Raw genomic sequence first — 26,200 nt, forward strand, 5'->3', positions numbered from 1 at the left:
GTGAGGACTTGAAAGGATAGCCCGATTTGCTGCTACACAAACACGCCCCGATTATTAGAATAAACAGTTTTAAAAATAACATAATTAAGACGAAAAATAATTTTTTGTAAAAGTTTTTTAACTACTTTAGCATAACAGAACGGAACAGAACGGTATGCTAAAAGAAGAAGAAAAATTTGAGTTTATAATGAATCACGAAAGTGATATTCCGAAGTATCAGCAGTTGGTGGACGGAATTACGAATGCTATTGCCGAGAATATTTTACAGAAAGGAGATTTACTTCCGTCTGTGAATGTAATCTGCAAGACCTATCAGCTTTCAAGGGATACGGTTTTTAAGGCTTATTCTATTCTGAAAGATCAAAAAGTAATTGATTCTGTGCCAAATAAAGGTTATTACGTAGCTGGCGAGACGAGAAAAGTGCTTTTGGTTTTAGATACATTTAAGGCTTATAAGGAGGTTTTATATCATTCGGTTGTGAATAATTTGCCAGATAATGTGATTATTGATGTACAGTTTCATCATTATAATATTGATGTTTTTAAAACAATCATTAATAACGGAATTGGAAAGTATTACAAATATGTCGTGATGAATTTTGATCACAAGGAAATCGCTCCGGCATTATCAGCGATTTCAAAAGATAAACTGCTTTTGATTGACTGGAATATTAGAGCTGATAAAACCAGTAATTATGTTTTTCAGGATTTTGGAAAAGCGTTTTATGAGTCATTGACAGAGGCAGTTGATTTGTTTAAAAAGTACAAAAAGATACAGTTTGTGTATCCAGATTTTACAAATCATCCGTGGGAAACGGTAGAGTTTTTTAAGAAATTCTGTTCCGATTTTGGTTTTGAATATGAGGTAGTTACAGATCCGAAGAAATTCAGCATCGAAAAAGGAATTGCTTATATCAGTGTAAGCGATAGGATTTTAGGGCACTTTTTGGAACAGTGCAAAGAGAAGGATTTTGAACCAGGGAAAGACGTTGGATTTTTATCGTACAACGAAACCCCGATGAAGAAATTTATTTACAAAGGAATTTCGGTTGTTTCGACTGATTTTAAAGAAATGGGAACCAAAGCAGCGGCATTTATTACGCATGATGAAGATACTCAGTGTTATGTGCCGACAAAATTAATAATAAGAGAATCATTGTAAGTATGTATTATATCGGATATGATATTGGAAGTTCTTCTGTCAAGGCAGCCTTGGTAGAAGCAGAAACAGGTAAAAAAGTAATTGTTTTAAATGAACCGCAGAATGAAATGGAAATCCTTTCTATTCACCCAGATTGGGCAGAGCAGGATCCTGAAATCTGGTGGCAGCACATTTGTACAGCAACGAAAAGAGCCATTAAAGAAGCGAATATTGATGCATCGAAAATTCAGGGAATTGGTATTTCGTACCAAATGCATGGATTGGTAATTGTGGATGAAGCTGGAAATGCACTTCGTAATTCAATTATTTGGTGTGACAGCCGTGCAGTTGAGATTGGTAATAAGGCTTTCGCCGAAATTGGAGAAGAAAAATGCATGTCTCATTTATTGAATTCGCCAGGGAATTTTACAGCTTCGAAACTAAAATGGGTAAAAGAAAACGAACCAGAAGTTTATAATAAAATTGCCAAATACATGCTTCCGGGAGATTACATCGCTTTGAAATTGACAGGCGAAGTAACGACAACCAAAAATGGTTTGTCCGAAGGAATGCTTTGGGATTATAAAGAAAATAAAGTAGCCGACTGGCTTTTAGAATACTACGGTATCGATCAGTCTTTAACACCAAAAATAGTAGAAAACTTTACGAATCAAGGAGTTGTTACTGAAAAAGCTGCTACTGAATCAGGACTTCCAGCTGGAATTCCGATTGTGTATAGAGCAGGAGACCAGCCAAATAATGCTCTTTCATTAAATGTTTTAAATCCAGGAGAAGTAGCGGCAACAGGTGGAACATCTGGAGTTTTTTATGCGATAAGCGAAATGTCATCTGGAAAGAGTACACGAGTAAACAATTTCGTTCACGTAAATTACGAATTAGAAACGCCTAGAGTTGGTAAACTTTTAAATATTAACGGAGCAGGAATTCAATACAGATGGCTTCGCAATAATATGGGCAATGAAAGTTATGAAGCAATGAATGAAAAAGCTTCTAACATTGAGGTTGGATCTGAAGGTGTTGTAGTAATTCCTTTTGGGAATGGGGCTGAGCGTATGTTCAACAATAAGACTATTGGAACTCACTTTTTAAACCTCAACTTAAATATTCACAATAGCGCGCATTTGTTTAGAGCTTCTCTTGAAGGAATTGCGTTTTCGTTTGTATACGGAATGGAATGTCTGAAAGATGATAATGCGACGATTAATGTCATTAGAGCTGGAAACGATAATTTGTTTCGTTCAGAGATTTTCTCGAATACGGTAGCAACTTTAATTGGTCACGAAATCGAAATTTACAATACGACTGGAGCAGTTGGAGCAGCAAGGGCAGTGGGTTTAAAAGACGGTGATTACAGCAAGTTTGGAGCAAATGTAAGTGATAACGATCACGTAATGACGTTTTTACCGCTTCACAACGCAGCCCCTTACGAAACGGCTTATAAAAAATGGAAACAAGAATTAGAATTAATATTAACAAATAAATAAAAAAATCAAATGATAGTTTTAGGAGATAAAGAATACTACAAAGGTATTGGCCAAATTAAATTTGAAGGAAAAGAATCTGATAATCCGTTGGCATTTAAATATTACAATCCAGACCAAGTTGTAGCTGGAAAAACAATGCGTGAGCACTTTAAATTTGCTATCGCGTATTGGCATACTTTCTGCGGACAAGGAAGTGATCCATTCGGGCCAGGAACACAGCAATTCGCTTGGGATGCTTCATCAGATCCTTATCAGGCTGCAAAAGATAAAGCTGATGCTGCTTTTGAATTCATTAGCAAAATGGGATTCGATTACTTCTGTTTCCACGATTACGATTTGATTGCTGAAGGAGCAACTTTCGCAGAATCAGAAAAACGTTTGGCATTCATCACAGATTATTTAAAACAGAAAAAAGCAGATTCTGGAATTAAATTGCTTTGGGGAACTTCAAATTGTTTCTCAAACCCAAGATTTATGAACGGAGCAGCTACAAATCCTGACTTTAATGTTGTGGCAAGAGCTGGAGGGCAAGTAAAATTGGCTTTGGATGCAACAATCGCTTTAGGCGGTGAAAACTATGTATTCTGGGGCGGTAGAGAAGGTTATATGTCTTTACTAAACACAGATATGGGGAGAGAATTAGACCACATGGCGCAATTCTTGGCAATGTCTAGAGACTACGCAAGATCTCAAGGTTTTAAAGGAACTTTCTTCATCGAGCCAAAACCAATGGAGCCATCTAAACACCAATACGATTTTGACTCGGCTACAGCAATTGGATTCTTGAAAAATTATGGTTTAGATAAAGATTTCAAAATCAATATCGAGGTAAACCACGCTACATTGGCACAGCACACTTTCCAACACGAATTGGAAGTTGCGGCAAAAGCAGGAATGTTAGGAAGTATTGATGCGAACAGAGGAGATTATCAAAACGGATGGGATACAGATCAGTTTCCAAACAACATTCAAGAAACAACAGAGGCAATGTTGGTTTTCTTAAAAGCTGGTGGATTGCAAGGTGGTGGAGTTAATTTTGACGCAAAAATCAGAAGAAATTCTACAGATTTAGAAGATGTTTTCTTAGCGCACATTGGAGGTGCTGATACTTTTGCAAGAGCTTTATTGACTGCAGATAAAATCATCACTTCTTCTCCTTACGAAAAATTAAGAACTGAAAGATACAGCTCTTTTGATTCTGGAAAAGGAAAAGATTTTGCTGACGGAAAATTAAACCTTAAAGATCTTTATACTATCGCTCACGAAAATGGAGAATTAAATCTTCAAAGCGGTAAACAAGAATTGTTTGAAAATATCATTAACCAATATATTTAATTGGTGTAGACTTTAATATCCGACCTAACAGGTTTTATAAAACCTGTTAGGTTTCTACAAAATATTTAATGAGAAAAAAAATATCTGAAAAGAAATTAACTTTAAGTATGATAGTCGTAAAAAGTTAAAAATATTTTTAGATAGAAACTTCGAAAATGTGCATTAAGATTATGGCTTTTTTACATTGAGATTTAAGAAAAATAGGTTGAAGGTTTAGTTACTATTTTTTGAAAATCGAAATGAATAGAAGTTCAGTTTGATAAAATAATAGTGAGTATTTTTTATTGAAGGTTTTTTGAAGAGCAAAATCAATCGAAATGCACATTTTTCACTCGCTACAACATGCTTAGAACTTTGTTGAAGTTTTAAACTTTGATAAAGTTTTTTACTAGAATTTAGACGTACTGCAGTGCGCCTCTACAATTAACCACAAACCCACAAACTTATGAAATTTTTTATTGACACTGCCAATCTTCAAGATATTGAAGAAGCGCAGGCTTTAGGCGTTTTAGATGGTGTAACCACCAATCCGTCTTTAATGGCAAAAGAAGGCATTACAGGAAAAGAAAATATCCTGAAACATTACCTTAATATTTGTAATATCGTTGATGGCGATGTTTCGGCTGAAGTAATCTCGACTGATTTTGAAGGAATGATAAGAGAAGGAGAGGAGCTGGCAGCTTTGCATCCTCAGATTGTAGTGAAACTACCTATGATTGGCGATGGTATAAAAGCCTGTAAATACTTTTCTTCAAAAGGAATTCGTACCAATGTAACTTTAGTATTTTCGGCGGGTCAGGCTTTGCTTGCCGCTAAAGCAGGAGCAACTTATGTTTCGCCATTTTTAGGAAGATTAGATGATGTCTCTACTGATGGAATGCATTTAATTGCTGAAATAAGAGAAATCTACGATAATTACAATTATCAAACTCAAATCTTATCGGCTTCTGTGCGACATACAATGCATATTATCAATTGTGCCAAAATTGGATCAGATGTAATGACTGGACCGCTTTCTGCGATAAAAGGTCTTTTAAAACATCCTTTGACAGATATCGGATTAAAGCAGTTTGTAGAAGATGCGAAAAAGATGAATTTATAACCTTTTTCATTTCTGTTTTTATAGTTTAAAAAACTCTCTTCCAATTATTTGGGAGAGAGTTTTTTTATGAAATGAAGCAACCGATTGTCTCTTCTTTTAATTTTGTAAGAATTATAATATTTTAATGATATAGTCTTGGTTTTGAGTTTATAAGATTTATTAAGTCAGATTTTATAAGGGATAGCGAAAGATTTAATTTATGATGAATTTTTGGACGGTTACTACAACGTTTTAGTTTTTTTTGAAAAAATCTCATTTTTTAACATTTTATATTTTTTTTAAGATTTTGAATCAAATGATTTATTATCTCTAACGTTTTCGTGATATTAAATAGTCTTTTTGATTATTATTTAATATTTTGTAATTATTAATACGGATAATTCTTTTTTTTGGCTTTATTTTTTTGAAATTAGAAATAAAAATTCACACAACCGATTGCGTATTGTTGTTTTTTGCATATATTTGTTTTGACTATAAGCTACTTATTTGTTTGAAATGTTAAAATAAAAACGAATAAAAAGTCATCCAAAAGAAAACTAACTAAACCATACTATTAACTCATTAAACCAATTATTTATGACTAACTTTTTAATTACTAAAAGCAGATCTAAATACTTTAAGAATTTGGGGTTCTTAATCCTGATGCTGGTATTTTCTGCTGCAGTAAATGCACAAATTACTGTTACAGGTACTGTATCTGATGGTGTAGGACCAATACCAGGTGTCAACATTATTGTAAAAGGAACCAAAACAAGTACTGTGTCAAATTTTGACGGGACTTACACACTTCAAGCTATTCCCAATAATAGTATTTTGGTGTTTAGCTTTATTGGATATAAACCGTATGAAGTTGCAGTGAATAATAAAACTAAAATTGATGCTGTACTAGAAGAGAACTTAAATGACTTAAAAGAAGTTGTTGTTATTGGATACGGAACATCAAAAAGATCAGATTTAACAGGCGCAATTTCTTCGATATCCAGTTCAGCAGTAACACAATCTGTTTCTACAACTATAGATCAGGTATTGCAAGGTAGAGCGGCTGGGGTGCAGATACAGCAAAATAGCGGTACGCCTGGAGGAAGCTCTTCGGTACGTATTCGTGGTATAAGCTCTATTACAGGTTCTAACGAACCAATTTATGTTATTGATGGTGTTATTATAGATGGTAATTCAGGTTCTTTAAATACAAATCCGCTTTCAGGAATTAACCCTAATGATATTGCTTCTATAGATATTTTGAAAGATGCTTCTGCAACTGCTATTTATGGTTCTAGAGCAGCAAATGGGGTAATTATGGTGACTACTAAAACAGGTAGAAAAGGGGATTTGACCTTAAATTTTGACAGTTATGTAGGATGGCAACAAATGCCGAAAGAATTACAGGTGCTTAATTTAAGAGAATATGGGACGCTGAAAAACACGAGATCAGATTTAGGAATCGTTGAAAGAGACCCTTATTTTATTCGTCCTGATTTATTAGGAGAAGGAACAAACTGGCAAGATGAATTATTTCAAACAGGTTTAATTCAGAACTACAATTTATCTGCTTCAGGCGGTTCAGATACTACCACTTATGCTTTAGGAATGTCTTATTTTGATCAGGAAGGAACTATCATCGGTTCTTCTTTTGATCGTATGACCATTCGTGCTGTAGTTGATTCTCAGGTAAAAAAATGGATGAAAGTTGGAGTGAATTTAAATGCTTACAAAACCAATCAGGTCACTACAGTAAATGATGATTCGGTAATCTTAACCGCTTTAAAACAGACTCCAAACGTAGCGGCTCGAAATGCTGACGGAACTTTTGACGGACCAGATACAACAGAATTCGTTCAAACCAATCCGTTAGGAATTGCAATGCTGAAAGATAATCATGGAAAAGATTACGGAATTAGAGGTAATGTGTATGCAGAAATTGGTTTTACAAAAGATTTAAAATTGAGAACCCAGTATTCTATAGATTACGGTTTTGGAAATCGATATACTTTTAATCCATCTTACACTTTTGGAGCATTATCAAATGAAGTTAGAGAAGGGTCAAGAACAAAATCTACCAGCGAAAACTGGATGTGGACTAACACTTTGACTTATAATAAAGCATTTGGAAAACATAATGTTAATGCATTGGTTGCTCAAGAATTTCAAGAGCAAAACTGGGAAAATCTGTATGGATACCGTTCAGGTTATTTAACAAACGGAGCTACAGATTTAAATGCTGGAGATCCAACAACGGCTAGAAACTCAAATGCAAGTTCTACAAAATCGCTTAGTTCTTATTTTGCAAGAGCAACGTATACATTTGATGATCGATATATTCTAACAGGAACAATCAGAAGAGACGGATCTTCGCAATTTGCTGAAGGCAATAAATGGGATTGGTTTCCATCTGCTTCTTTAGCATGGAAAGTTTCAAACGAATCATTTTTAAAAGAAAATCAGACCATTAGCAATCTAAAATTACGTGCAGGATGGGGTGTTACAGGTAATTCAAGCGTACCCAATAATGCTTATACTTCTGTTTATGGCACTTCTGCTACCAATTGGGGAAGCGGGCAAATTGCAACTAATACAGCAAATCCAGACCTTAAATGGGAAAAATCAAACCAGACTAATATTGGTTTAGATATCGGACTTCTAGACAATAGAATTGAAATTACAACAGATGTTTATTATAAAAGAACAGATGATTTATTACTAAGATTATCACTTCCAGCTTATGTAGGAACAACAGGTCAAGGAGCTACAACACCGCCTTTTGCTAATATTGGATCTCTTGAAAACAAAGGTTTCGAGTTTACGATAAACACGATAAACATGCAGAGAAAAGATTTTCTTTGGAAATCAAATTTCAATATCTCAATGAACAGATTTAAAATATTGAAATTGAATTCAGAATCTGGAGTTTACGATCAGACTTTACAGCAAGGCTCAGATGTAACTGTAGTTACTCGTACGGCTGTTGGACAGACATTAGGACAATTTTATGGTTATAAAGTAATTGGGCGTTTTGAAAAAGCAACAGATTTTTATTATAAAGATGCCACAGGAACCGTAAAACCAACAGCATTGCCGGAAGGAATGGCAATTGGTGAAAATGGAGTTTGGATTGGAGATTATATGTTCGAAGATGTAAATAAAGATGGAGTGATTAACGAAAAAGATGCTGGTTATATTGGAGACCCAAATCCAGATTTCACTTTCGGTTTCAATAATAGTTTTTCATTCAAAGGCTTTGATGTGAGCATTTTATTTACAGGTTCTTACGGAAATGATGTTTTAAATTACCAAAGAAGATGGCTTGAAAACCCACGCGAGAATACCAATTTATTGAAATCAGCTTTAGGATATGCACAATTAGAATTAATCGATCCGAATGGACCAAACGATTATCGTAATGTGCAGATTGTGGGCGGAGATCCTTACATGCCTAGAATTGCGGCGTCATCAGCAGCTTCGGCTTCGAATTATCGTTTAAGCAATAGATTTGTTGAAGACGGGTCTTATGTAAGACTTAAGAATATTTCAATCGGCTATAATCTACCTAAAGATTTGTATTCTAAATACGGAATTTCAAACATCAAAGTATATTCCAACATGCAGAATGTTTTAACCTTTACCAAATATAAAGGATATGACCCTGAAGTAGGTGCTATGTACCAAAACCAACTTCTAAATGGTATCGATAACGGGCGCTATCCTTCACCTATGGTAACTACGCTTGGATTAACTGTTAATTTCTAAAAAACGCACAATGAAAACAAAGAAAATATTTTACACGGCTTTAATTATTGCATTGCCATTTGTTTGGACGAGTTGCAGCGACATTTTGGACGTTGAACCAAATGATGTAATTACAAAAGAAAATTTTTATCAGACAGAATCTGATTTTCAGGCTGCAACAGGGCCATTATACAATAAAGTATGGTTTGATTTTAATGATAAATTCTACTACGGATTAGGAGACGGACGTGCCGCAAATATGTATGCGCCTTTCTCAGATTATGTTTATCCGTTTACAGATTTAACAGAAACTGGATTAACAGGGCCTCTGGTTTCGGCTTGGGCATCTTTGTATAATGTAATACAGCAGTCTAATAATGTGATCATCGGAATTTCTGGAAGCTCAATGAGCGAGACTATTAAAAACAAATATATTGCTGAAGCCCGTTTTATGAGAGGAACAGCATATTGGTATTTAGCTTCATTATGGGGAGATGTGATTATTTCTACAGATCCGAGAGAATTGGTGAAAAATCCAATCGTAAACAAAAATCCAATGAAAGATGTTTACGAATTTTCGATGCGTGATTTAGAATTTGCAGCAAAATACCTTCCAGAGACGGCAGGACAAGCTGGACGTTTAACAAAATACAGCGCATACGGAATGCTTTCTCGTGTTTACTTATCATTTTCAGGAGTTAGCGACAACCCAAACAGCGGAACCCGTAATCAAGAATATCTTGATTTAGCCAAAAAAGCGGCAGAAAAAGTAATGAGTTCTGGGCCTTACACCTTAATGACAAATTATGAAGATTTGTTTATGATTGACAATAACAACAACACCGAATCGATGTTTGCATTGCAATGGGTTCCAAACGGAGATTATGGAGTAAACAATACACAACAGGCTTATTTTGCATTAGGTTCTGATATTACAGGAGATGATGCCGCTTGGGGATATTGGACAAGAGCTTCTTATAATGTTTTACAAGAATATGAATCAAAAGATCTTCGTCGTAAAGCAACTTTTATGGGAGATGGCGATCATTATGCAGAAATTAATAAAGCAAATGGCGGTTATACAGTAGATCATACACCAGATTTCCTTACTGTTAAAAAAGGAGTTGTAGGTTCTACAAAAGACAATTCTAAAATTACACGTATGAATTCTGCTTTAAATACATACATGTTACGTTTGGCAGAAGTGTATTTAAATTACGCAGAAGCAGCTTTAGGAAACAATGCTTCAACTGCAGATGCAACAGCCATTTCGGTTGTAAATAGACTTCGCACGAGAGCAGGTTTAGATCCAAAAACAACTTTAACTTATGCCGATATTATTCATGAAAGAAGAGTAGAATTATGTATGGAAGGGCAATATTGGTACGATCTAGTTCGAAGAGCTTATTACAAACAGCAGGAAGTAATCAACTATGTGACAGGACAAAACAGAGGAACAATAACTCCAATTTTGTACGACGCCGCAACTAATACCGTTACAGTTGATGCTTCACAAGCTACAAGTCCGAGAGCAATTGGTGTAATCGATGCGACAATCTTTACGTTGCCTTACCCAGAATCTGAATTAGTTCAGAATCCATTATTGAGAGAAAATCCTGTTCCATATCAGTTTACAGAAGAGAAAATAAAAGACTTATTCTAGTTTCAGAAATAAAAAACTAAAAGACATAAATATGAAATATATTTTAAATAAAAAGTATTGGGCACCTATTGCACTTTTAAGCATGATGGTTTTCGGTATGCTATTTACTTCTTGCGATAACAACGATTCTGAAGGACGCGCAATGACCATTACAAAAGTGTTTTTAGAAGATGTAAATTCGACCGTACCAGATAGAGAAGTTAGTTTTGCCCGTTTAGGACAGCTATTGCGTATAGAAGGTTCTGGATTTGAAGGACTTAAAAAAGTTTATATTAACGGATATTCGACCTATTTCAATGTAGTTTTTGTTTCTAACAATTCAATGTTGGTCAGCATTTCTGCAGATACACCCATTACAGATGCAGATCCATCGGTAAGAAATACAATTCGTTTTGTAAATGATTCAAACGAAGTGACATTTCCTTTTCAAATTCGTTCAGGAAAACCAACTATTTTAAGTATGTCGAATACAATGCCAAATCCCGGAGAGACAATTATTGTTTCAGGAACAGGTTTGACAGAAGTGAGCAAAGTAGTTTTTCCAGGGAATGTTGAAGTTACAACAGGAATCACTTCAGATGAAGAAGGAGAATCGTTTACTGTTGTGGTTCCAAGCGGAATTTCAGATTTAGGAGGTTCAATTTATGCCGAAACATCAAATGGAGGTGTTTACTCTCCAGCGTATTTCAATTTCAAAAAAGGTTTACTGCTTAATTTTGACGGACAAGGTTCACACGGATATTGGGGAAGTTCAACAAGTATGATTCAGCCAGAAGATTTAGAATCGGCAGCTTTAGGAACTGGAAATGTATCTCAAGGAAAATACGTACCTCATCGTCCAGCTCGTATTGCTTCTTTTGATGCAGCAAAAAACCGTTGTTCTGAAGTTTGGACAGCAGGAAATGGAGTAGACAATTGGAGAGCACAGCTAACGCCATACATTCCGGCAAGTACCCCATTAGATAAAGTAGGATTTCAATTTGATATCTATGTGCCAGATGTTTGGAGAGATTCTGGTTTCTTAAAAATTTGTATGATCAATAATTTTAATGGTGGAGAATGGGCAGGAGCTTGTTACAACTATGTTCCTTGGATTAAAGATGGTAAATCAATTGGAGTAAATACAACGGGATGGATTACAGTTACAATTCCATTAAACAAATTTTACGCTTGGTCTAAAGAGCCATTTACTTTCGAAACTGTTCTAGCTTATCGCGAAGCGGCAACGTATCAAAACTTTGGTATTTACTTCGAAAATTCTGATGTAAAACTATCTAATGTAACAGGAAACGCAAGCGAAGTAGAATTTCCTTCAAAAGCAACTTCTGTAAAAGTCTACACAGACAATTGGAGAATTGTACCATTAGATACGCCAGTATACAATGATTTTAACTAACCCAACAGCCACAAAATGAAATCTAAATATATCATACCAATAATTGCTTCATCATTAATGATTTTGTCATCCTGCGATGATAATTTGATGGAGTGGGGAAAAGACCCAGAGCACGGAGAAGTTACAGGAGCCGAACTTCCGTTGGCTTTAGTAGAAAAAATAAGCCGTTACGAACCGTTAAAAAACTATTCTGATTTTTCTTTAGGAAACGGAATAGGAATAAGTTTGTACATGAACGATGCTAACTATAGAAAAATTGTAAACGAAAATTTTGATGAGGTAACGCCAGGTTATGAAATGAAACATGGGGCAATGGTAAACTCCAAAGGAGAAATTGATTTTGCCAGTGTAGATGCTTTTATTGCAGCAACAAAAAGCGCAGGATTAAAAGTCTTCGGGCACACTTTGATTTGGCATTCCAACCAAAATGCAAGTTATCTAAACAGTATTATTGCCCCAACCGTAATTCCAGGTTCAAGCGGAACAAATGTCTTGGATCTAACCCCTATTAAAAGCGGAACTTTTACAGGATGGGCTAGAAATAACCCAGGGAAAGGCATTGCAACAGTTGCGAATGCTGGATTAACAAGTACTTCGCCAGCAATTCAGTTAGAATCTAGCGCAAGTTCTTCGGCAGCTTACAATTTGCAATTGACCTCGCCAAACATTCCAATTGTGGACGGGCATAATTATGAAATCTCATTTTATATCAAATCTGATGTAACAGGAAAAGGACGTATTTCATTTAATGCTTCATTGGCAAATCAGTATCCATACAAAGATTGGTTTAGCACAGGCGGAACATGGACAGAAGCTTTTGCAACCACTTCTTCTTGGCAGCAAGTTAAAATTAAATTAGCGCCAGGCGATTTTAAAGCAGGTAGTACAAGTTTTCAGTTTAATTTAGATTTAGGATATCTTCCAAATGTAACTTATCTGATTGATGCTAATACACTAGCAGTTGTCGATCTTGATGCTGTGACAGGACCAGTTAATTTAGTTTCTAACGGAACATTTAATTCTGGAATAACAGGATGGAGCAAAGCCAATGGAGCAACAGATGCATTAAGCGCAGCAGGAGCGTCAGACGCTTACGAAGGAAGTGGAGCTATGAAAGTAGTCAATGCCACATCTGACGCAGGAAACCAATGGAAAACGCAAATTCAGACTACTTTTACTTCTGCATTAGTAGCAGGAAAAAGTTATACCATTTCTTATATGATTCGTTCTGAAGCTGCAGGTTCTGTAAGATGTTCAACAACTCCATCAGATGTAGCAAGTTATCAAGGCGATCAGGCAACTGCTACAAGTTGGAAACAAATCGAGTGGAAAATCACAGCAAAAGGCGGTGAAACAGGTTTTGGTTTCGATTTAGGAGGAGCGGCAGGAACATATTATATCGATAATGTTTTGGTAACCGATGGCGCTGCAACTGGCGGAGGCGCGACAGCTCCAGTTACAATTGAGAAAACAGATGCAGAGAAAACTAAAATTATTAGCGATGCTATGACAGATTGGATTTCTAAAATGATGACGCATTATAAAACAAGCGTTTTCTCTTGGGATGTGGTAAATGAACCAATGAAAGAAGATGGAACTCTAAGAAACGGGACAGAAGGCGATACGGCTTCAGATTATTTCTCATGGGTTAAATATCTTGGAAAAGATTATGCTGTAACGGCTTTCAAACTAGCGCGTCAATATGGAAACGAAACAGATAAGCTTTTCATCAACGATTATAACTTAGAATCGAGATTAGATAAATGTGACGGATTAATCGAGTACGTAAAATATATTGAAGAGAAAGGTGCTAAAATTGACGGAATCGGAACACAGATGCACATTGGTTTAACAACAGAGAAAGATAAAATTGTTCAGATGTTCCAAAAACTGGCAGCCACTGGAAAATTGATCAAAATCTCTGAATTAGACATCAGATTAGGAACTGCGACACCAACAGTTGCACAGCAAGCTTCTCAGGCAGAAATGTATCAGTATGTTATTGATATGTACAAAAAATATATTCCTGCAGCTCAGAAATATGGAATTACAATTTGGGGAGTATCAGATAATTCTAAAGAACATGAATACTGGCTTCCAAATGAGTCTCCAAATCTTTGGGATGCAAATTACGTTCGTAAGCACGCTTACAAAGGCGCAGCAGATGGTCTTGCAGGAAAAGATGTGAGTTTAGGTTTCTCAGGAGAATTACAAAAACCTTAAGTATTTAATTAGTAATAATATCCATAGTGCAAGTCTGTAAAAGGGTCTGCACTATGGATTATTTATTTTCTTAACTTTTATTGCTCAAGATTTATCGAAGCAAAAAACAAATCAAAATGGCTTTCAATCTTAAAACAAACCGAATAAGCGTTTTTACAAAAGGCAAATTGTTTCTCATTGCATTCTGTACGATACAATTTGGGTTTAGTCAAAACATACCTCATCTTCAAAAGATAGGAAATAAAACACAGTTAGTTGTCAACCAAAAACCATTCTTAATACGAGGCGGAGAGTTAGGAAATTCCTCTGCAACTAGTATGGAAAGCATGGAAATGATATGGTCTAAATTGACCGATATGAACCTCAACACTGTTTTAACTCCGATTTATTGGGAATTGATAGAAGCGCAAGAAGGCAAGTTTGATTTTCAGTTAGTAGATGATTTGATTCTTCGTGCACGAAAAGAAAACTTAAAACTCGTTTTTCTTTGGTTTGGATCCTGGAAAAACAGCATGTCGAGCCACGCGCCAGAATGGATAAAACTCAACCAGAAAAAATATCCTAGAGTTAAAGACGATAAAAACAAAAGCCACGAAATCCTGACACCTTTTAGCGAAAATAATCTTCAGGCCGATTTGAATGCTTTCAAAAAACTGATGGCGCATATCAAAGATTTCGATCAAAATGACCAAACTGTAATTATGATTCAGGTTGAAAATGAAATCGGAATGCTGCCAACCGCAAGAGATTATCATCCGTTAGCCAATGAAGCTTTCAAAAGAGAAGTTCCAAAAGAATTGCTGCAGTATCTTCAAAAAAATAAAGACAAACTTGCTCCAGAATTTTTAGAAATTTGGAAGAAGAACGGATTCAAAACAAAAGGAAATTGGGAAGAAATTTTTGGAAAAGGTTTACATACAGACGAAATTTTCATGGCTTGGTATTTTTCTAAGTTCACCAATATCGTTGCAAAGGCCGGAAAAGACGCTTATCCAATTCCGATGTTTGTAAATGCAGCTTTGAATGCTCCAGAAAAAAAGCCAGGACAATATCCAAGTGCAGGACCGTTGCCTCATATTATGGACGTTTGGAAAGCCGCTGGAAATTCAATTGATTTTTTAGCACCCGATTTTTACAATCCGTCATTTAAACAATGGAACGATTTGTTTACCCGCCAAGGCGATCCGTTATTTATTCCAGAACACCGTTTTGATGAAACTGCACCATTTAAAGGTTTGTATGCTATTGGACATTACGAAGCCATTGGTTTTTCTCCATTTTCGATAGAATCTGTTGCCGATGCCAAAAAAGAACCTTTAGGAAAAATATACGATTTAATACAACAGTTAACTCCCACAATTGAAAAATATAAAGGACAAGGAAAAATTGATGGTGTTTTATTAGACAAAGAAAACAATACACAGATGATTAAAATGGGCGATTACGAATTCACTTTCAAACACGATTATACCCTAAATTGGTCAGACGGAGCAAAAGCAGAAACTTGGCCAATGTCAAGTGCAATCATTATAGAAATCGCCAAAGATGAATTTTATATTTCCGGATCAGGAATTGTAGTTACTTTTAAACCTTTAAAGGAAAATGTAAACGCAGGAATTCTAAAAACAGATCAAGGCCGATTTGATAATGATAAATGGAAAACAATAAGACATTTCAACGGAGATCAAACCCATCAAGGCAGACATTTACGAATCTCAGTGGGCGATTACGAAATCCAAAAAATAAAATTATATACGTATGAGTAATATTTTTTTTCGCCACGAATTCACGAATTTTTCTAATACCTACTTTGTGTAAATGATTCAAATTAAACGAATTTTAATTCGTGAAATTCGCTTGTTGCAGACAAAGTAATGAATATAAAAAAATCGTGAATTCGTGGCAGAAAAAAAACTCGCCACAAAAAGTAAAAACGCAATGAAAAAAGTATTACTAGCATTTCTAATAACTTTTAGCATCAATGCTCAAATAAAACTTCCAAGACTTATTAGCGACGGAATGGTTTTGCAGCGCGATACCAAAGTCAATATTTGGGGATGGGCATCGCCAAATGAAAAAATAGAACTCAATTTTAAAGGAAAAAAATACAACACAACAACCGCTCAAGATGGAAAATGGTCGATCCAGCTTCCATCTCAAAAAGCAGGCGGACCGTATGAAATGACTTTAAAAGCATCCAATACCATTGTATTAAAAAACATTCTTTTTGGAGACGTTTGGCTCTGTTCCGGACAATCGAACATGGAACTTCCAATGGATCGATTGAAAGACAAATACAAAGAAGAAATTGCAAAATCTGCCAATCCGAATATTAGACAATTTTTAGTTCCCGATGAGTATTATTTTGCTAAAGAAAGAAACGATTTTTCATCTGGCTCTTGGGTTGAAGCAAATCCTGTAAGCGTTTTACAATTTACAGGAGTTGGATATTTTTTCGCTTCAGAAATTTATGATAAATATAAAATTCCAATTGGATTAATCAACAGTGCTTTGGGAGGTTCTCCTGCAGAATCGTGGATTAGCGAAGAAAACATTAAAAAATTCCCCGAATATGAGCAGGAATATCTAAAATTCAAAGACGGAAAACTCGAAAAACAAATCGACGAAAACGACCGAAAAGTAAGTTCAAATTGGTATAAATTACTGAATGAAACAGACTTGGGACTAAAGGAAAAATGGAGAAATTCGGTTGAAACTTCAGATTGGAACGAAATGAATATTCCAGGTTATTGGGCTGATGGCGAACTCGGAAAAATAAATGGTTCGGTTTGGTTTAAAAAGGATTTTGCTCTTGAAAAAGTAAAAGAAAATCAGGCAAAATTGATTTTAGGACGAATTGTAGATGCCGACTCTGTTTTTGTAAACGGACATTTCGTTGGAACCACTTCATATCAATATCCGCCAAGAATTTATTCTTTTAATGCTAATGTTTTAAAAGAAGGAAAAAACGAAATTACAGTTCGAATCATCAACAATTCTGGAAAAGGAGGCTTTGTGCCAGATAAACCTTACGAATTAATTATAGGCGATAAAACTATTGATTTAAAAGGAAATTGGAAATACAAATTAGGCTCAAAAATGGAACCGCTACCAGGACAGACTTTTGTACGGTGGAAACCTGTCGGGCTTTATAATGCTATGATTGCGCCACTAAAAGATTATCCAATAAAAGGTGTTTTATGGTATCAAGGTGAAGCCAATACTAAAAAGCCATCAGAATATGGTCTTCTAATGGAAGCCTTAATTTCTAATTGGCGCGCGCAATGGAAACAAGAAAAATTGCCATTTTTATTGGTGCAACTTCCAAATTTTATGGAACCAAAAACAGAACCAACAGAAAGCAATTGGGCGGCTTTAAGACAACAGCAATTAAATACGCTGAAAGTTCCAAATACAGGCTTGGCGATAACAATAGATTTAGGCGAATGGAATGATATTCATCCTTTAAACAAATATGATGTTGGGAAAAGGTTAGCGTTACAAGCAAGAAAATTGGTTTACGGAGAGAAAAATTTAACTGCTTCTGGTCCGCTTTTTCAATCGATCAAACAAAATGGGAATAAACTGATTTTAAGTTTTTCAGATATTGGAACAGGATTGCAAATCAAAAACGGAAATGAACTGAAAGAATTTGCCATTGCAGGAACCGATGGGAAATTTGTTTGGGCGAATGCAATTATTGAAGGAGATAAAATCGTTGTTTGGAATGATGCGGTTGCAAATCCAGTAAAAGTGCGTTACGCTTGGGCAGATAATCCAGTTGAAGCTAATTTATACAATAAAGAAAACTTACCGGCTTCACCTTTTGAAGCTAGTTTTAAGTAGTTTTTTTTCATTTTTTTTAGCCACGAATTTCAAGAATTACACTAATTTATTCACTTTGTGTTTTAATTTATTCGAATTTTACGAATTAAAAAAATTAGTGAAATTGAATTTTAATCGGCAAAGAATTAGTGTAATCCGTGAATTGCTTCGCCTGTTCGCTATCGCTCGGGTCGTGGCTAAAAAAAATCATTTCAAATTCTCCACCAATGTCTTCAAAAAAGCAGTAACTGCTTTTTTCTCATACACTTCTTTCAAAGAAATCAGCATTGCAGTTCGGGTCATATTTTCTCCTTTTATCGGAATGGCATACAAATCATTTTCGTCTTCAATTGTAGTTTTCGTTAAAATCGTGTGCCATTTTCCTGTTTTAATTAATTCAAGTAAAGTTGGAATGTCATTTATTTCAATCGTAACATTTGGATGCAAATTATTTTTTTCGAATGCCTTGCTGATAAATTGAGTTGTGCTAAAACCGCCAGCAGGCATTGCAAGAGGCAACGTACTAATTTCTTCAAGAGAAATTGTCTTTTTATTTTTTAAAGAAGTTTCAGAAGAAGTAACCAAAGCCATTGGCGAAGTAAACAATTCTAAATATTTAAAATGAGCCTCAGAAGCAATTTCTTCAAAAGTTAGAATAACATCAAGCTGAAAATGATTTAGTTTTTGAATGAGTTCTTGCGAAGTTCCAAAGATAATTTCGAATTGAATTTTAGGGTATTCCGAACTAAACAAAATCAAAGCTTTTGTAACAACATGTCGTAAAGCGTATGTAACGCCAATGGCAATTTTTCCAGTTTCGAGTTTATTTAAATCTTTTAATAATTGAAGTCCGTCAGAGGCTTTGTTAACCGATTGCTGCGCGTAGAACGAAAATAATTCTCCAGCTTCTGTCAATGTAATTCGTTTTCCAATTCTATTGAAAAGCGGAACTTGAAGTTCGTCTTCTAATTGTTTAATTTGTTGCGATAAAGTACTCTGACTGATATAAAGCGCAGAAGCCGCTTCGGTAAAATTCAGTAATTCTTTTGCTTTCAGAAAATATTTAAGTTGGCGAAGTTCCATTTCTAAATCGGTTTTATCGATTGATTATATCGAAAAATAAGGTTTTACAAATATAGAAATTCTTAAGAACTTTGCTTTGTTATACAATTACAAACAAAACAAAATGAAAATTATAGCATTACAAGAAGGAAATTACATTGTCAATTCTCAAAAAGAATTTCAGCTTTTAACAGAAAATATAATCGATTCTGGTTTAAAAATGGCAATTCAGCCTTTTCTTGTTATTACAGATCATGATGTTATTTTAATAGATTTCGGTTTAGGATTTGTTAATAATGGTGTTCCGTTTATTTACGAAATGCTGGCAAAAAATAATATCGAACCTCGACAGATTACTAAAATTCTGGTTTCACATCTACATAAAGATCATATAGAAGGAATTGGTTATTTTGAAAATAATCAATTTGTTCAAAATTTCCCAAATGCTACGATTTACATTCAAGAACGAGAAATAGATTTTGCTTTAGAACAATTGCAAAATCCGTCGTACGTTCCTGAAATATTAAATGTGCTGAAACAATTGCCAAATGTTGAATTATTAAATGAGGACAGCGGGCAAATTACCGACGAAGTTTATTTTGAAGTTACAGCAGGACATACCAAATTTCAACAAGTATTTTGGATTAAAACCGATGACGAAATTGTTTTTTATGGAGCAGATGATTTGCCACAAAAAAGATATTTAAAATTTCCTGTTGCCTACAAAACCGACTTTGATGGAAAGCGTGCTATGGAATCTCGTAAGAAATGGGAACAGCAGGCAAAAGAAGAGAATTGGAAAGTGCTTTTGTATCATGATATGAGGACACCTGTTTTAGATTTTGCCGAAGAAAGAAGTGAGATGAAAGATGCTGTGTAGGATAAAGAGGAAAGAATAAAGAGGAAAGAATAAAGAGGAAAGAATAAAGAGGAAAGAATAAAGAGGAAAGATTATTAGATGAAAAATATAGAAACAATTCCGGCTTTAATTATTTACGGATCTTTAGCACCTGGAGAATCCAATCATTCGGTTATGGATCCGATTAAGGGAGAATGGAAAAAAGCAATTATAAAAGGAAAACTTGAAGAAGGAGGTTGGGGCTCTTCATTAGGGTATAACGGTTTTATTGCTGTTAATAATGAAGAAGCCGAAATAATAAAGGCGTATGTTTTATTTTCGGAAGATTTGACTTCGCATTGGAATTATCTCGATGAATTTGAAGGTGATGGTTATACGCGAATTCAAACCGAATATGAGCTGGAAAATGGAGAAAAAGGAATTGGATACATTTATGCTTTGAAACAATAAAAGGAAAATTCAGATTAAATTATTTAGTCTGAATTTTTTTTTAGCAGAAAACAAAAGAAACAAAACACTCTTTACTTTTTCTTCCAAAGAATTACGCAAGATCGAGAATGCTTTGGTAATCTGCGCTTCAACGGTTTTGATGGAAACATCCAAATGTTCTGCTATTTCAATATTTGTTAAACCTTCTTTTTTACTTAAAATAAAAACCTCTTTGCATTTTGGCGGTAAATTCTGTATCTCTTTATTTACGGCATTCAAAACCCTTTGGAAAGATTCAGAATCTTCTTCCTGAACAATTCCGTTTAAAGCGTCGTGATATGATTTTTCAAGAGAAAATAAAGATTGATTTTTTCTATACAAATCGATAAACTCATTATATACCAATTTGTAAAGAAAACTTTTTAGAGAATGATCTGTTTTTAATCTTGTGCGTTGTTCCCAAACTTTTATAAAAACATTCTGCACAATATCTTCGGCGCTGTAAACATTCTTTACCAAGCTGTTAGCATACACGCAAAGTTTATGATGATAGGTGTCGATAAGATACGTGTATGCACTTTCATCTCCATTTCGTAGAGACTCAATTAGAATAGTATTATCGCTGTAATCATCAATCTTCATAAAAACAAATATATAAATTAATAGTTTTTGAGGTTAAAAAGTAAACTTAATTTGCTCAAATCGACCTTTTTTTTGTCTTTCTATTTGAAAATTATTACAAATAAAAAAGGAAGAAAAATGCAAATATAAATCTTTTAGTTTGCAATATCTATCAAATTAGTCGAGTTTTATTGAGAGAAAACACTTGCGAAAAATAAAAAAATCAGTAAAATGAAAAAAACTTTATGAAATTGTTAGGGTTTTGTTTTTTGGCTTCGTAATAATATCAAAAACAACTAAAATGACAGTAAAAAAGTCAGAGAGACTAATTGTTAAATTTATCACAAATCAGGCTTCTCAAGAAGAGATTGAGCAGCTTACAGAGTGGTTAAAAGAAGAAGAGAATCAAATTGCATTTAAGGATTTTGTGCAAACCAATTATGCAATTGATACTGCTTTGAACACTTTTGATTCGACCGAAGTTAGAAAACAGCTTTCGGAAAGAATCAATAAGGAAAATAATGTTTTTTACAAACGAAGATTTTCATCTTATTATAAATATGCTGCGGTTTTAATTGTGGCTTTGGGAGGTTTTTATTTCTATAAAAATTCTACGGCAGAACAAGTTAAACAAAATGTTATTGTGCCGAGAGTTGATGAGATTGTTTTACAATTTGATAACGGCGCATCTGAAACTATTGATATTTCTGGAGAAAAAAATGTTACGGATAAAGACGGAAATATTATTGGAAAACAAGAGAAAAACAGATTGGTTTACAATAAAGCTTTTGCTGAAGGAGAATTGGTTTACAATACATTAAAAATTCCGTACGGCAAAAAATTTGAGGTGCAGCTATCAGACGGAACTTTAGTGCATTTGAATTCTGGAACGTCATTTAAATATCCAGTTCAGTTTGTCAAAAAACAAAATAGAGAAGTGTATTTAACGGGTGAAGCTTATTTTGAAGTTAGTAAAGATAAAAGCCATCCGTTTACGGTAAATACGCAGCAAGTTAATGTTGAGGTTTTAGGAACTAAGTTCAATGTAGATTCGTATAGTAATAATAGCAGTACAGATATTGTGTTGGTCGAAGGTAAAGTTTCGCTATATAAGGATCAGAAGACCAACCACAATCAGGTTTATTTAACACCAGGTTTTAAAGGTTCGGCTCAACAAGGACAGAGCGAAATTGAAATCGAACAGGTTAATACGGATTATTATACCGATTGGGTAAAAGGAAGTCTGGTTTTTAAAAATGCTTCTTTTGATGCGATTATCAAAAAGTTAGAACGCCAATACAATGTGACTTTCATTAACAGAAATAAAACACTCGGAAAAGAAATTTTCAACGCCCGCTTTGATAATGAACCAATTGAAGTTGTCTTGAAATATTTTAGCGATAGTTATGCGATTGATTACAAAATTGACCGAGATAAGATTACTATTAAATAGAGAGAAGAAAGAGTAAAGAGTAAAGAAGAAAGAGTAAAGAAGAAAGAGTAAAGAAGAAAGAAGAAAGAAGAAAGAGCGAAGAAATAAGATTGAGAAATCTAAAATCAACAATCTGAAATCTAAAATCTAAAATCAACAGGCCTATGTAACAAAAATCCAAAAAGAAAAGGATCGTTATAAAAAAACCGGAAAATGCGCCAACATTTCCCGGTAGAGTATATGCGGTCAGTTAATTAACCAACCAACATTAAAAAAAACATTTAAAAGTATGAAAAAACTCTTGAACAAAATCAGGTTTGATAAGCCTTTTTTGAAATTTGATTTGAAAATGAAATTGACCACATTATTTCTGCTAACTGCCTTAACAGTAATGCACGCCGGAACCACTTATTCTCAAAAAAACAAGATCTCTTTTAATGCGAGCAACATGACTGTTGCAAAAGTGATTGAGAGACTTGAATATACTACAGATTACAGATTTGTATACAATGTAAGATCTGTAGATTTAAACAGAGTAATCGACGTAAATGCATACGAAGCTTCAATAGAAGTTATTTTAAATAAAATTTTTAATAATACGAGTACCGATTTTAAAGTATCAGGAAACCACATTATCCTGACGCCTAGAAAGGTCTCTGAAGAAAAAACGGAAGAGAAAAAAACTGTTGCAGATTTTATTGTAAAAGGTCGCGTAACCGATGAAAAAGGGATGCCTTTAGTTGGTGCTGCAATTTCTGATAACGGTTCGGGTAGAGGAGTTCAGACTGATTTCAATGGAGAATATCAAATTATCACGGTAGGCAGCGAAACTACTTTGGCATTTGCTTATTTAGGATATGTAAGACAAGAAATAAAAGTTGAGGGAAGAAGTGTTATTAATGTCGTTTTAAAAGAAGATGTCCTTGAACTTGAAGGACTAGTTTTAAAAACTGGTTACCAAGATATATCTGCAGAAAAAGCAACAGGATCTTTCTCAAGTTTAAAAGCAAAGGATTTTCAAGAACAACGTTTAAACAGTTTAGATAAAATTTTAGAAGGACGTGTTGTTGGATATCAGGATGGAAGAATTCGTGGAACAACTTCCATGAGAGGGGTAACTGCACCTTTATATGTTATTGACGGTTTTCCTGTCGAAAATACAAGATTAACTCCTTATGCAAGTATAGAAGAAAATCTTCCTAGTTTAAACTTAGAAGATATTGAAACGATTACAGTTTTAAAGGATGCCGCAGCTTCTTCTATTTATGGTGCTCGTGCTGCAAATGGAGTGGTGGTTATTACAACGAAAAAAGCAAAAGAAGGAAAAACAACTATTTCGTTTTCAAGTAATTTAACTGTTACGCCTTATCGAAATTATACAGACAATCTTACTAATTCTGCTGATATTATTGGTTTAGAAAAGGGATGGGCAGATGGAAATCCTAATTTAAAAACGGCTAATTCAGCTACTTATGCACAGTCTTTATTGAATAATGCAGTATTTCAAAGTCTAGGAATGCAGACTATTTTAAATGGCTATGCAGGAAATATTTCTCAAACAGATATGAATAATCGCTTGAATCAATTGGGTTCTCAAGGTTATAAATATTATGATGATGTAGCAAAATACGCAAAACGCGATCAGTATTTTATGCAGCATAATCTTAGTTTAGGTAAAGCTAGTGAAAGCAATACTTTTAATGCCTCTATAACTTACAAAGACAATCAGCTAGAAGATCGATATTCTGAAAACCAATCGGTTGGAATTAATTTAAAAAACTCAACGCAAATTAACAGCTGGCTGTCTTTAGATTTGGGAACTTATTTAAATTACGGAATAGGAGATACTCAGTATTATAATCCTCTTAATCCAACTACAATACCAGCTAATCCAGGTTATAAATGGCAGCCATATAATCAGTTGGTTAATGCTGATGGAACTAATTTTGTTTCTACAGCTGCTTCTCGTTACAATAATTTTACGCTTAATTCGATGCAAACGTATGGTCTTTACAATATGGATATTACGCCAATGGATGAATTAGGAAGAAATTTAACTGAAAATAAAAATTTCTTGAACAGAACGTTTGCTAAGTTTAATGTGAAATTCAGCAAAGCATTTACTTACAATGCCATGTTCCAATATGAATTTGCTTCAGATCGCGCAAGCCAATTATTTGATAGAGAATCATATTATGTGAGATATAAAGTAAATAGCTTGGTGACAATTGTGAATAATAAAGCGGTTTACAATTTGCCTTATGGAGATATTATCAAAGAAACCAATCAGTTTTCTAATGCTTATAATTTCCGTCAGCAATTGAATTTCAATCAGACTTTTGCTGAAAAGCATGATTTTTCTGCAATTGCAGGTATGGAAATTCGTCATTCTAAACAAGAATATAACGATAACACACGCTATGGTTACGATTCGCAAGCTTTAGCATTCACGGCAATAAATCAAGCCGATTTATTAAAAGTATATGGATCTGTTTTTGGTGGTTATATGTCACAAAATGATTTTGGATTAGAAAAAGAATTGCAAAATCGTTATGTTTCGGTTTACTCAACAGGAGGTTACACGTATGACAAAAGATATACCCTATCTGGAAGTATTCGTTGGGATCGTTCTAACCTTTGGGGAACAGACAGTAAATACCAAAACAAGCCAATCTGGTCTGTAGGTGCGGGGTGGAATATCAACAACGAATCATTTTTTGATGTTGCTTGGGTAGATGCTCTTAAACTGCGTGGATCTTATGGTATTGCCGGAAACATCGCCAAAGATACAGCGCCATATTTAACAGCTTTTTATTATGCTAATCCTAATGTTGGAGGAACTTATGGAAGTGTGGGGCAACGTCCAAATCCTGAATTGTCTTGGGAAAAAACAACTACGACCAATATTGGTTTTGATTTCTCTTTCTTTAAAAGCAGATTAGGCGGAACGCTAGATTTATACAACAAAAAAGGTCAAAATTTGTTAGCTACTAGTCAAGGAATTCCAACAGAAGGATTCGGATATTCTTCTTACACGCTTAATAATGGAGAAATGACCAACAGAGGTGTCGAAGCTACTTTAAGAGGAACAATTGTAAAAACGCCTTCTTTCTCTTGGGATGCAACTGTTTTATATGCCTACAATAAAAACAAAGTAGATTTTGTAAATGTAAAAGCTCCTGTTTATTATTTACAGTTAGATTATCCGATGGCTTATCCTAGAGTTGGAACAAGCTTTAACAGTATTTATGGTTATCAATGGGCTGGTTTAAGCAATACAGGAATTCCTCAAGTTTACGATGCTTCAGGAACTGCAGTTAAATACAATCCAGGTCAGATAGATGCAATTAAAGATTATGGTTCAACAGTTCCTATACACAGCGGTTCTTTCCATACCTCAGCCAATTATAAAAACTTCTCACTTTCAGCCCTTTTCATTTATGAGTTAGGACATAAAGTTAGAAACACATTCTTGCCAATGTTGAGTAACAATTACAATGGCGCACTTGGAGGTTATGTAACAGATATTACAGTGGTAAACAACAATATTGCAAACCGTTGGATGAAGCCAGGAGATGAGGCTTTTACTAATGTTCCGAGAGCGGTTTACGAATATGAAGCAGATTTTAATTCAGAATCTCGCACTATTTATTCTTATGCAGACATTAATATTTTGGATGCTTCAAATTTACGATTGAGTAATATTTCGTTAGCATATCAAATGCCAAAAGATATTATTAAAAGAGTAAAACTAGACGGAGTACGATTCAATTTGAATGCAGAAAACGTATACACTTTTGCTAAAAGTAGAGATGCCAAATACATGTTAGGCGGCTTCATATCTCCAAGTTTTGTGATGGGCGTAAATGTTAATTTCTAATTTA

At 34.5% G+C, this 26,200-nt stretch carries 16 protein-coding genes; 14 read left to right on the forward strand and 2 right to left on the reverse strand.

Annotated features, from left to right (window positions below; translation table 11 throughout):
* Positions 1–154: 154 nt before the first annotated feature.
* The 10 genes from M0M44_RS10405 (at position 155) to M0M44_RS10450 (ending at position 17,934) form a co-directional block, all read left to right on the forward strand.
* Positions 155–1,162 carry a GntR family transcriptional regulator gene (locus M0M44_RS10405; protein WP_248729677.1) on the forward strand — a complete coding sequence of 336 codons (1,008 nt, stop codon included), beginning with the start codon at positions 155–157 and terminating at the stop codon, positions 1,160–1,162.
* Positions 1,163–1,164: 2 nt separating this feature from the next.
* Entirely contained in the window at positions 1,165–2,646 is a 1,482-nt protein-coding gene (locus M0M44_RS10410) for a xylulokinase (RefSeq protein ID WP_248729678.1), read from the forward strand.
* A gap of 9 nt (positions 2,647–2,655) precedes the next feature.
* The gene (gene xylA, locus M0M44_RS10415) at positions 2,656–3,981 is read left to right on the forward strand and encodes a xylose isomerase (RefSeq protein WP_095931314.1); all 1,326 of its coding nucleotides are present in this window, start codon (positions 2,656–2,658) and stop codon (positions 3,979–3,981) included.
* Between the two features lie 445 nt (positions 3,982–4,426).
* The gene (gene fsa / locus M0M44_RS10420; RefSeq protein ID WP_248729679.1) at positions 4,427–5,083 is read left to right on the forward strand and encodes a fructose-6-phosphate aldolase; all 657 of its coding nucleotides are present in this window, start codon (positions 4,427–4,429) and stop codon (positions 5,081–5,083) included.
* 576 nt (positions 5,084–5,659) lie between these two features.
* Positions 5,660–8,827: a SusC/RagA family TonB-linked outer membrane protein gene (locus M0M44_RS10425; RefSeq protein ID WP_248729680.1), complete on the forward strand. Its 3,168-nt coding sequence runs from the start codon at positions 5,660–5,662 to the stop codon at positions 8,825–8,827.
* A 10-nt stretch (positions 8,828–8,837) separates the two neighbouring features.
* Entirely contained in the window at positions 8,838–10,469 is a 1,632-nt protein-coding gene (locus M0M44_RS10430) for a RagB/SusD family nutrient uptake outer membrane protein (RefSeq protein ID WP_248729681.1), read from the forward strand.
* A 31-nt stretch (positions 10,470–10,500) separates the two neighbouring features.
* On the forward strand, positions 10,501–11,865 hold the full coding sequence (locus M0M44_RS10435) for a glycan-binding surface protein (RefSeq protein WP_248729682.1): 1,365 nt from the start codon (positions 10,501–10,503) through the stop codon (positions 11,863–11,865).
* A 15-nt stretch (positions 11,866–11,880) separates the two neighbouring features.
* Complete coding sequence (locus M0M44_RS10440) at positions 11,881–14,088, forward strand: endo-1,4-beta-xylanase (protein WP_248729683.1); 2,208 nt, start codon at positions 11,881–11,883, stop codon at positions 14,086–14,088.
* 116 nt (positions 14,089–14,204) lie between these two features.
* Positions 14,205–15,854: a GH35 family beta-galactosidase gene (locus tag M0M44_RS10445; RefSeq protein ID WP_248729684.1), complete on the forward strand. Its 1,650-nt coding sequence runs from the start codon at positions 14,205–14,207 to the stop codon at positions 15,852–15,854.
* Positions 15,855–16,026: 172 nt separating this feature from the next.
* Entirely contained in the window at positions 16,027–17,934 is a 1,908-nt protein-coding gene (locus tag M0M44_RS10450; protein WP_248729685.1) for a sialate O-acetylesterase, read from the forward strand.
* A gap of 186 nt (positions 17,935–18,120) precedes the next feature.
* Here M0M44_RS10450 and M0M44_RS10455 read toward each other — a convergent pair whose 3' ends face one another.
* On the reverse strand, positions 18,121–18,996 hold the full coding sequence (locus tag M0M44_RS10455; protein WP_248729686.1) for a LysR substrate-binding domain-containing protein: 876 nt from the start codon (positions 18,994–18,996) through the stop codon (positions 18,121–18,123).
* 103 nt (positions 18,997–19,099) lie between these two features.
* Here M0M44_RS10455 and M0M44_RS10460 point away from each other — a divergent pair, with 103 nt between their 5' ends.
* Both M0M44_RS10460 and M0M44_RS10465 read left to right on the forward strand, forming a co-directional pair.
* Positions 19,100–19,855 carry an MBL fold metallo-hydrolase gene (locus tag M0M44_RS10460; RefSeq protein WP_248729687.1) on the forward strand — a complete coding sequence of 252 codons (756 nt, stop codon included), beginning with the start codon at positions 19,100–19,102 and terminating at the stop codon, positions 19,853–19,855.
* A 78-nt stretch (positions 19,856–19,933) separates the two neighbouring features.
* The gene (locus M0M44_RS10465) at positions 19,934–20,284 is read left to right on the forward strand and encodes a gamma-glutamylcyclotransferase family protein (RefSeq protein ID WP_248729688.1); all 351 of its coding nucleotides are present in this window, start codon (positions 19,934–19,936) and stop codon (positions 20,282–20,284) included.
* A gap of 9 nt (positions 20,285–20,293) precedes the next feature.
* Here the strand turns inward: M0M44_RS10465 and M0M44_RS10470 are convergent, their stop codons facing one another.
* Complete coding sequence (locus M0M44_RS10470; protein WP_248729689.1) at positions 20,294–20,905, reverse strand: RNA polymerase sigma factor; 612 nt, start codon at positions 20,903–20,905, stop codon at positions 20,294–20,296.
* Positions 20,906–21,185: 280 nt separating this feature from the next.
* Between M0M44_RS10470 and M0M44_RS10475 the strand changes: the two genes are divergently transcribed.
* Together M0M44_RS10475 and M0M44_RS10480 are read left to right on the forward strand one after the other, a co-directional pair.
* Positions 21,186–22,337 carry a FecR family protein gene (locus M0M44_RS10475; RefSeq protein ID WP_248729690.1) on the forward strand — a complete coding sequence of 384 codons (1,152 nt, stop codon included), beginning with the start codon at positions 21,186–21,188 and terminating at the stop codon, positions 22,335–22,337.
* 268 nt (positions 22,338–22,605) lie between these two features.
* Positions 22,606–26,196 carry a SusC/RagA family TonB-linked outer membrane protein gene (locus M0M44_RS10480; protein ID WP_248729691.1) on the forward strand — a complete coding sequence of 1,197 codons (3,591 nt, stop codon included), beginning with the start codon at positions 22,606–22,608 and terminating at the stop codon, positions 26,194–26,196.
* Positions 26,197–26,200 lie beyond the last annotated feature (4 nt).

The organism is Flavobacterium humidisoli (assembly GCF_023272795.1).
Lineage (GTDB): Bacteria > Bacteroidota > Bacteroidia > Flavobacteriales > Flavobacteriaceae > Flavobacterium > Flavobacterium humidisoli.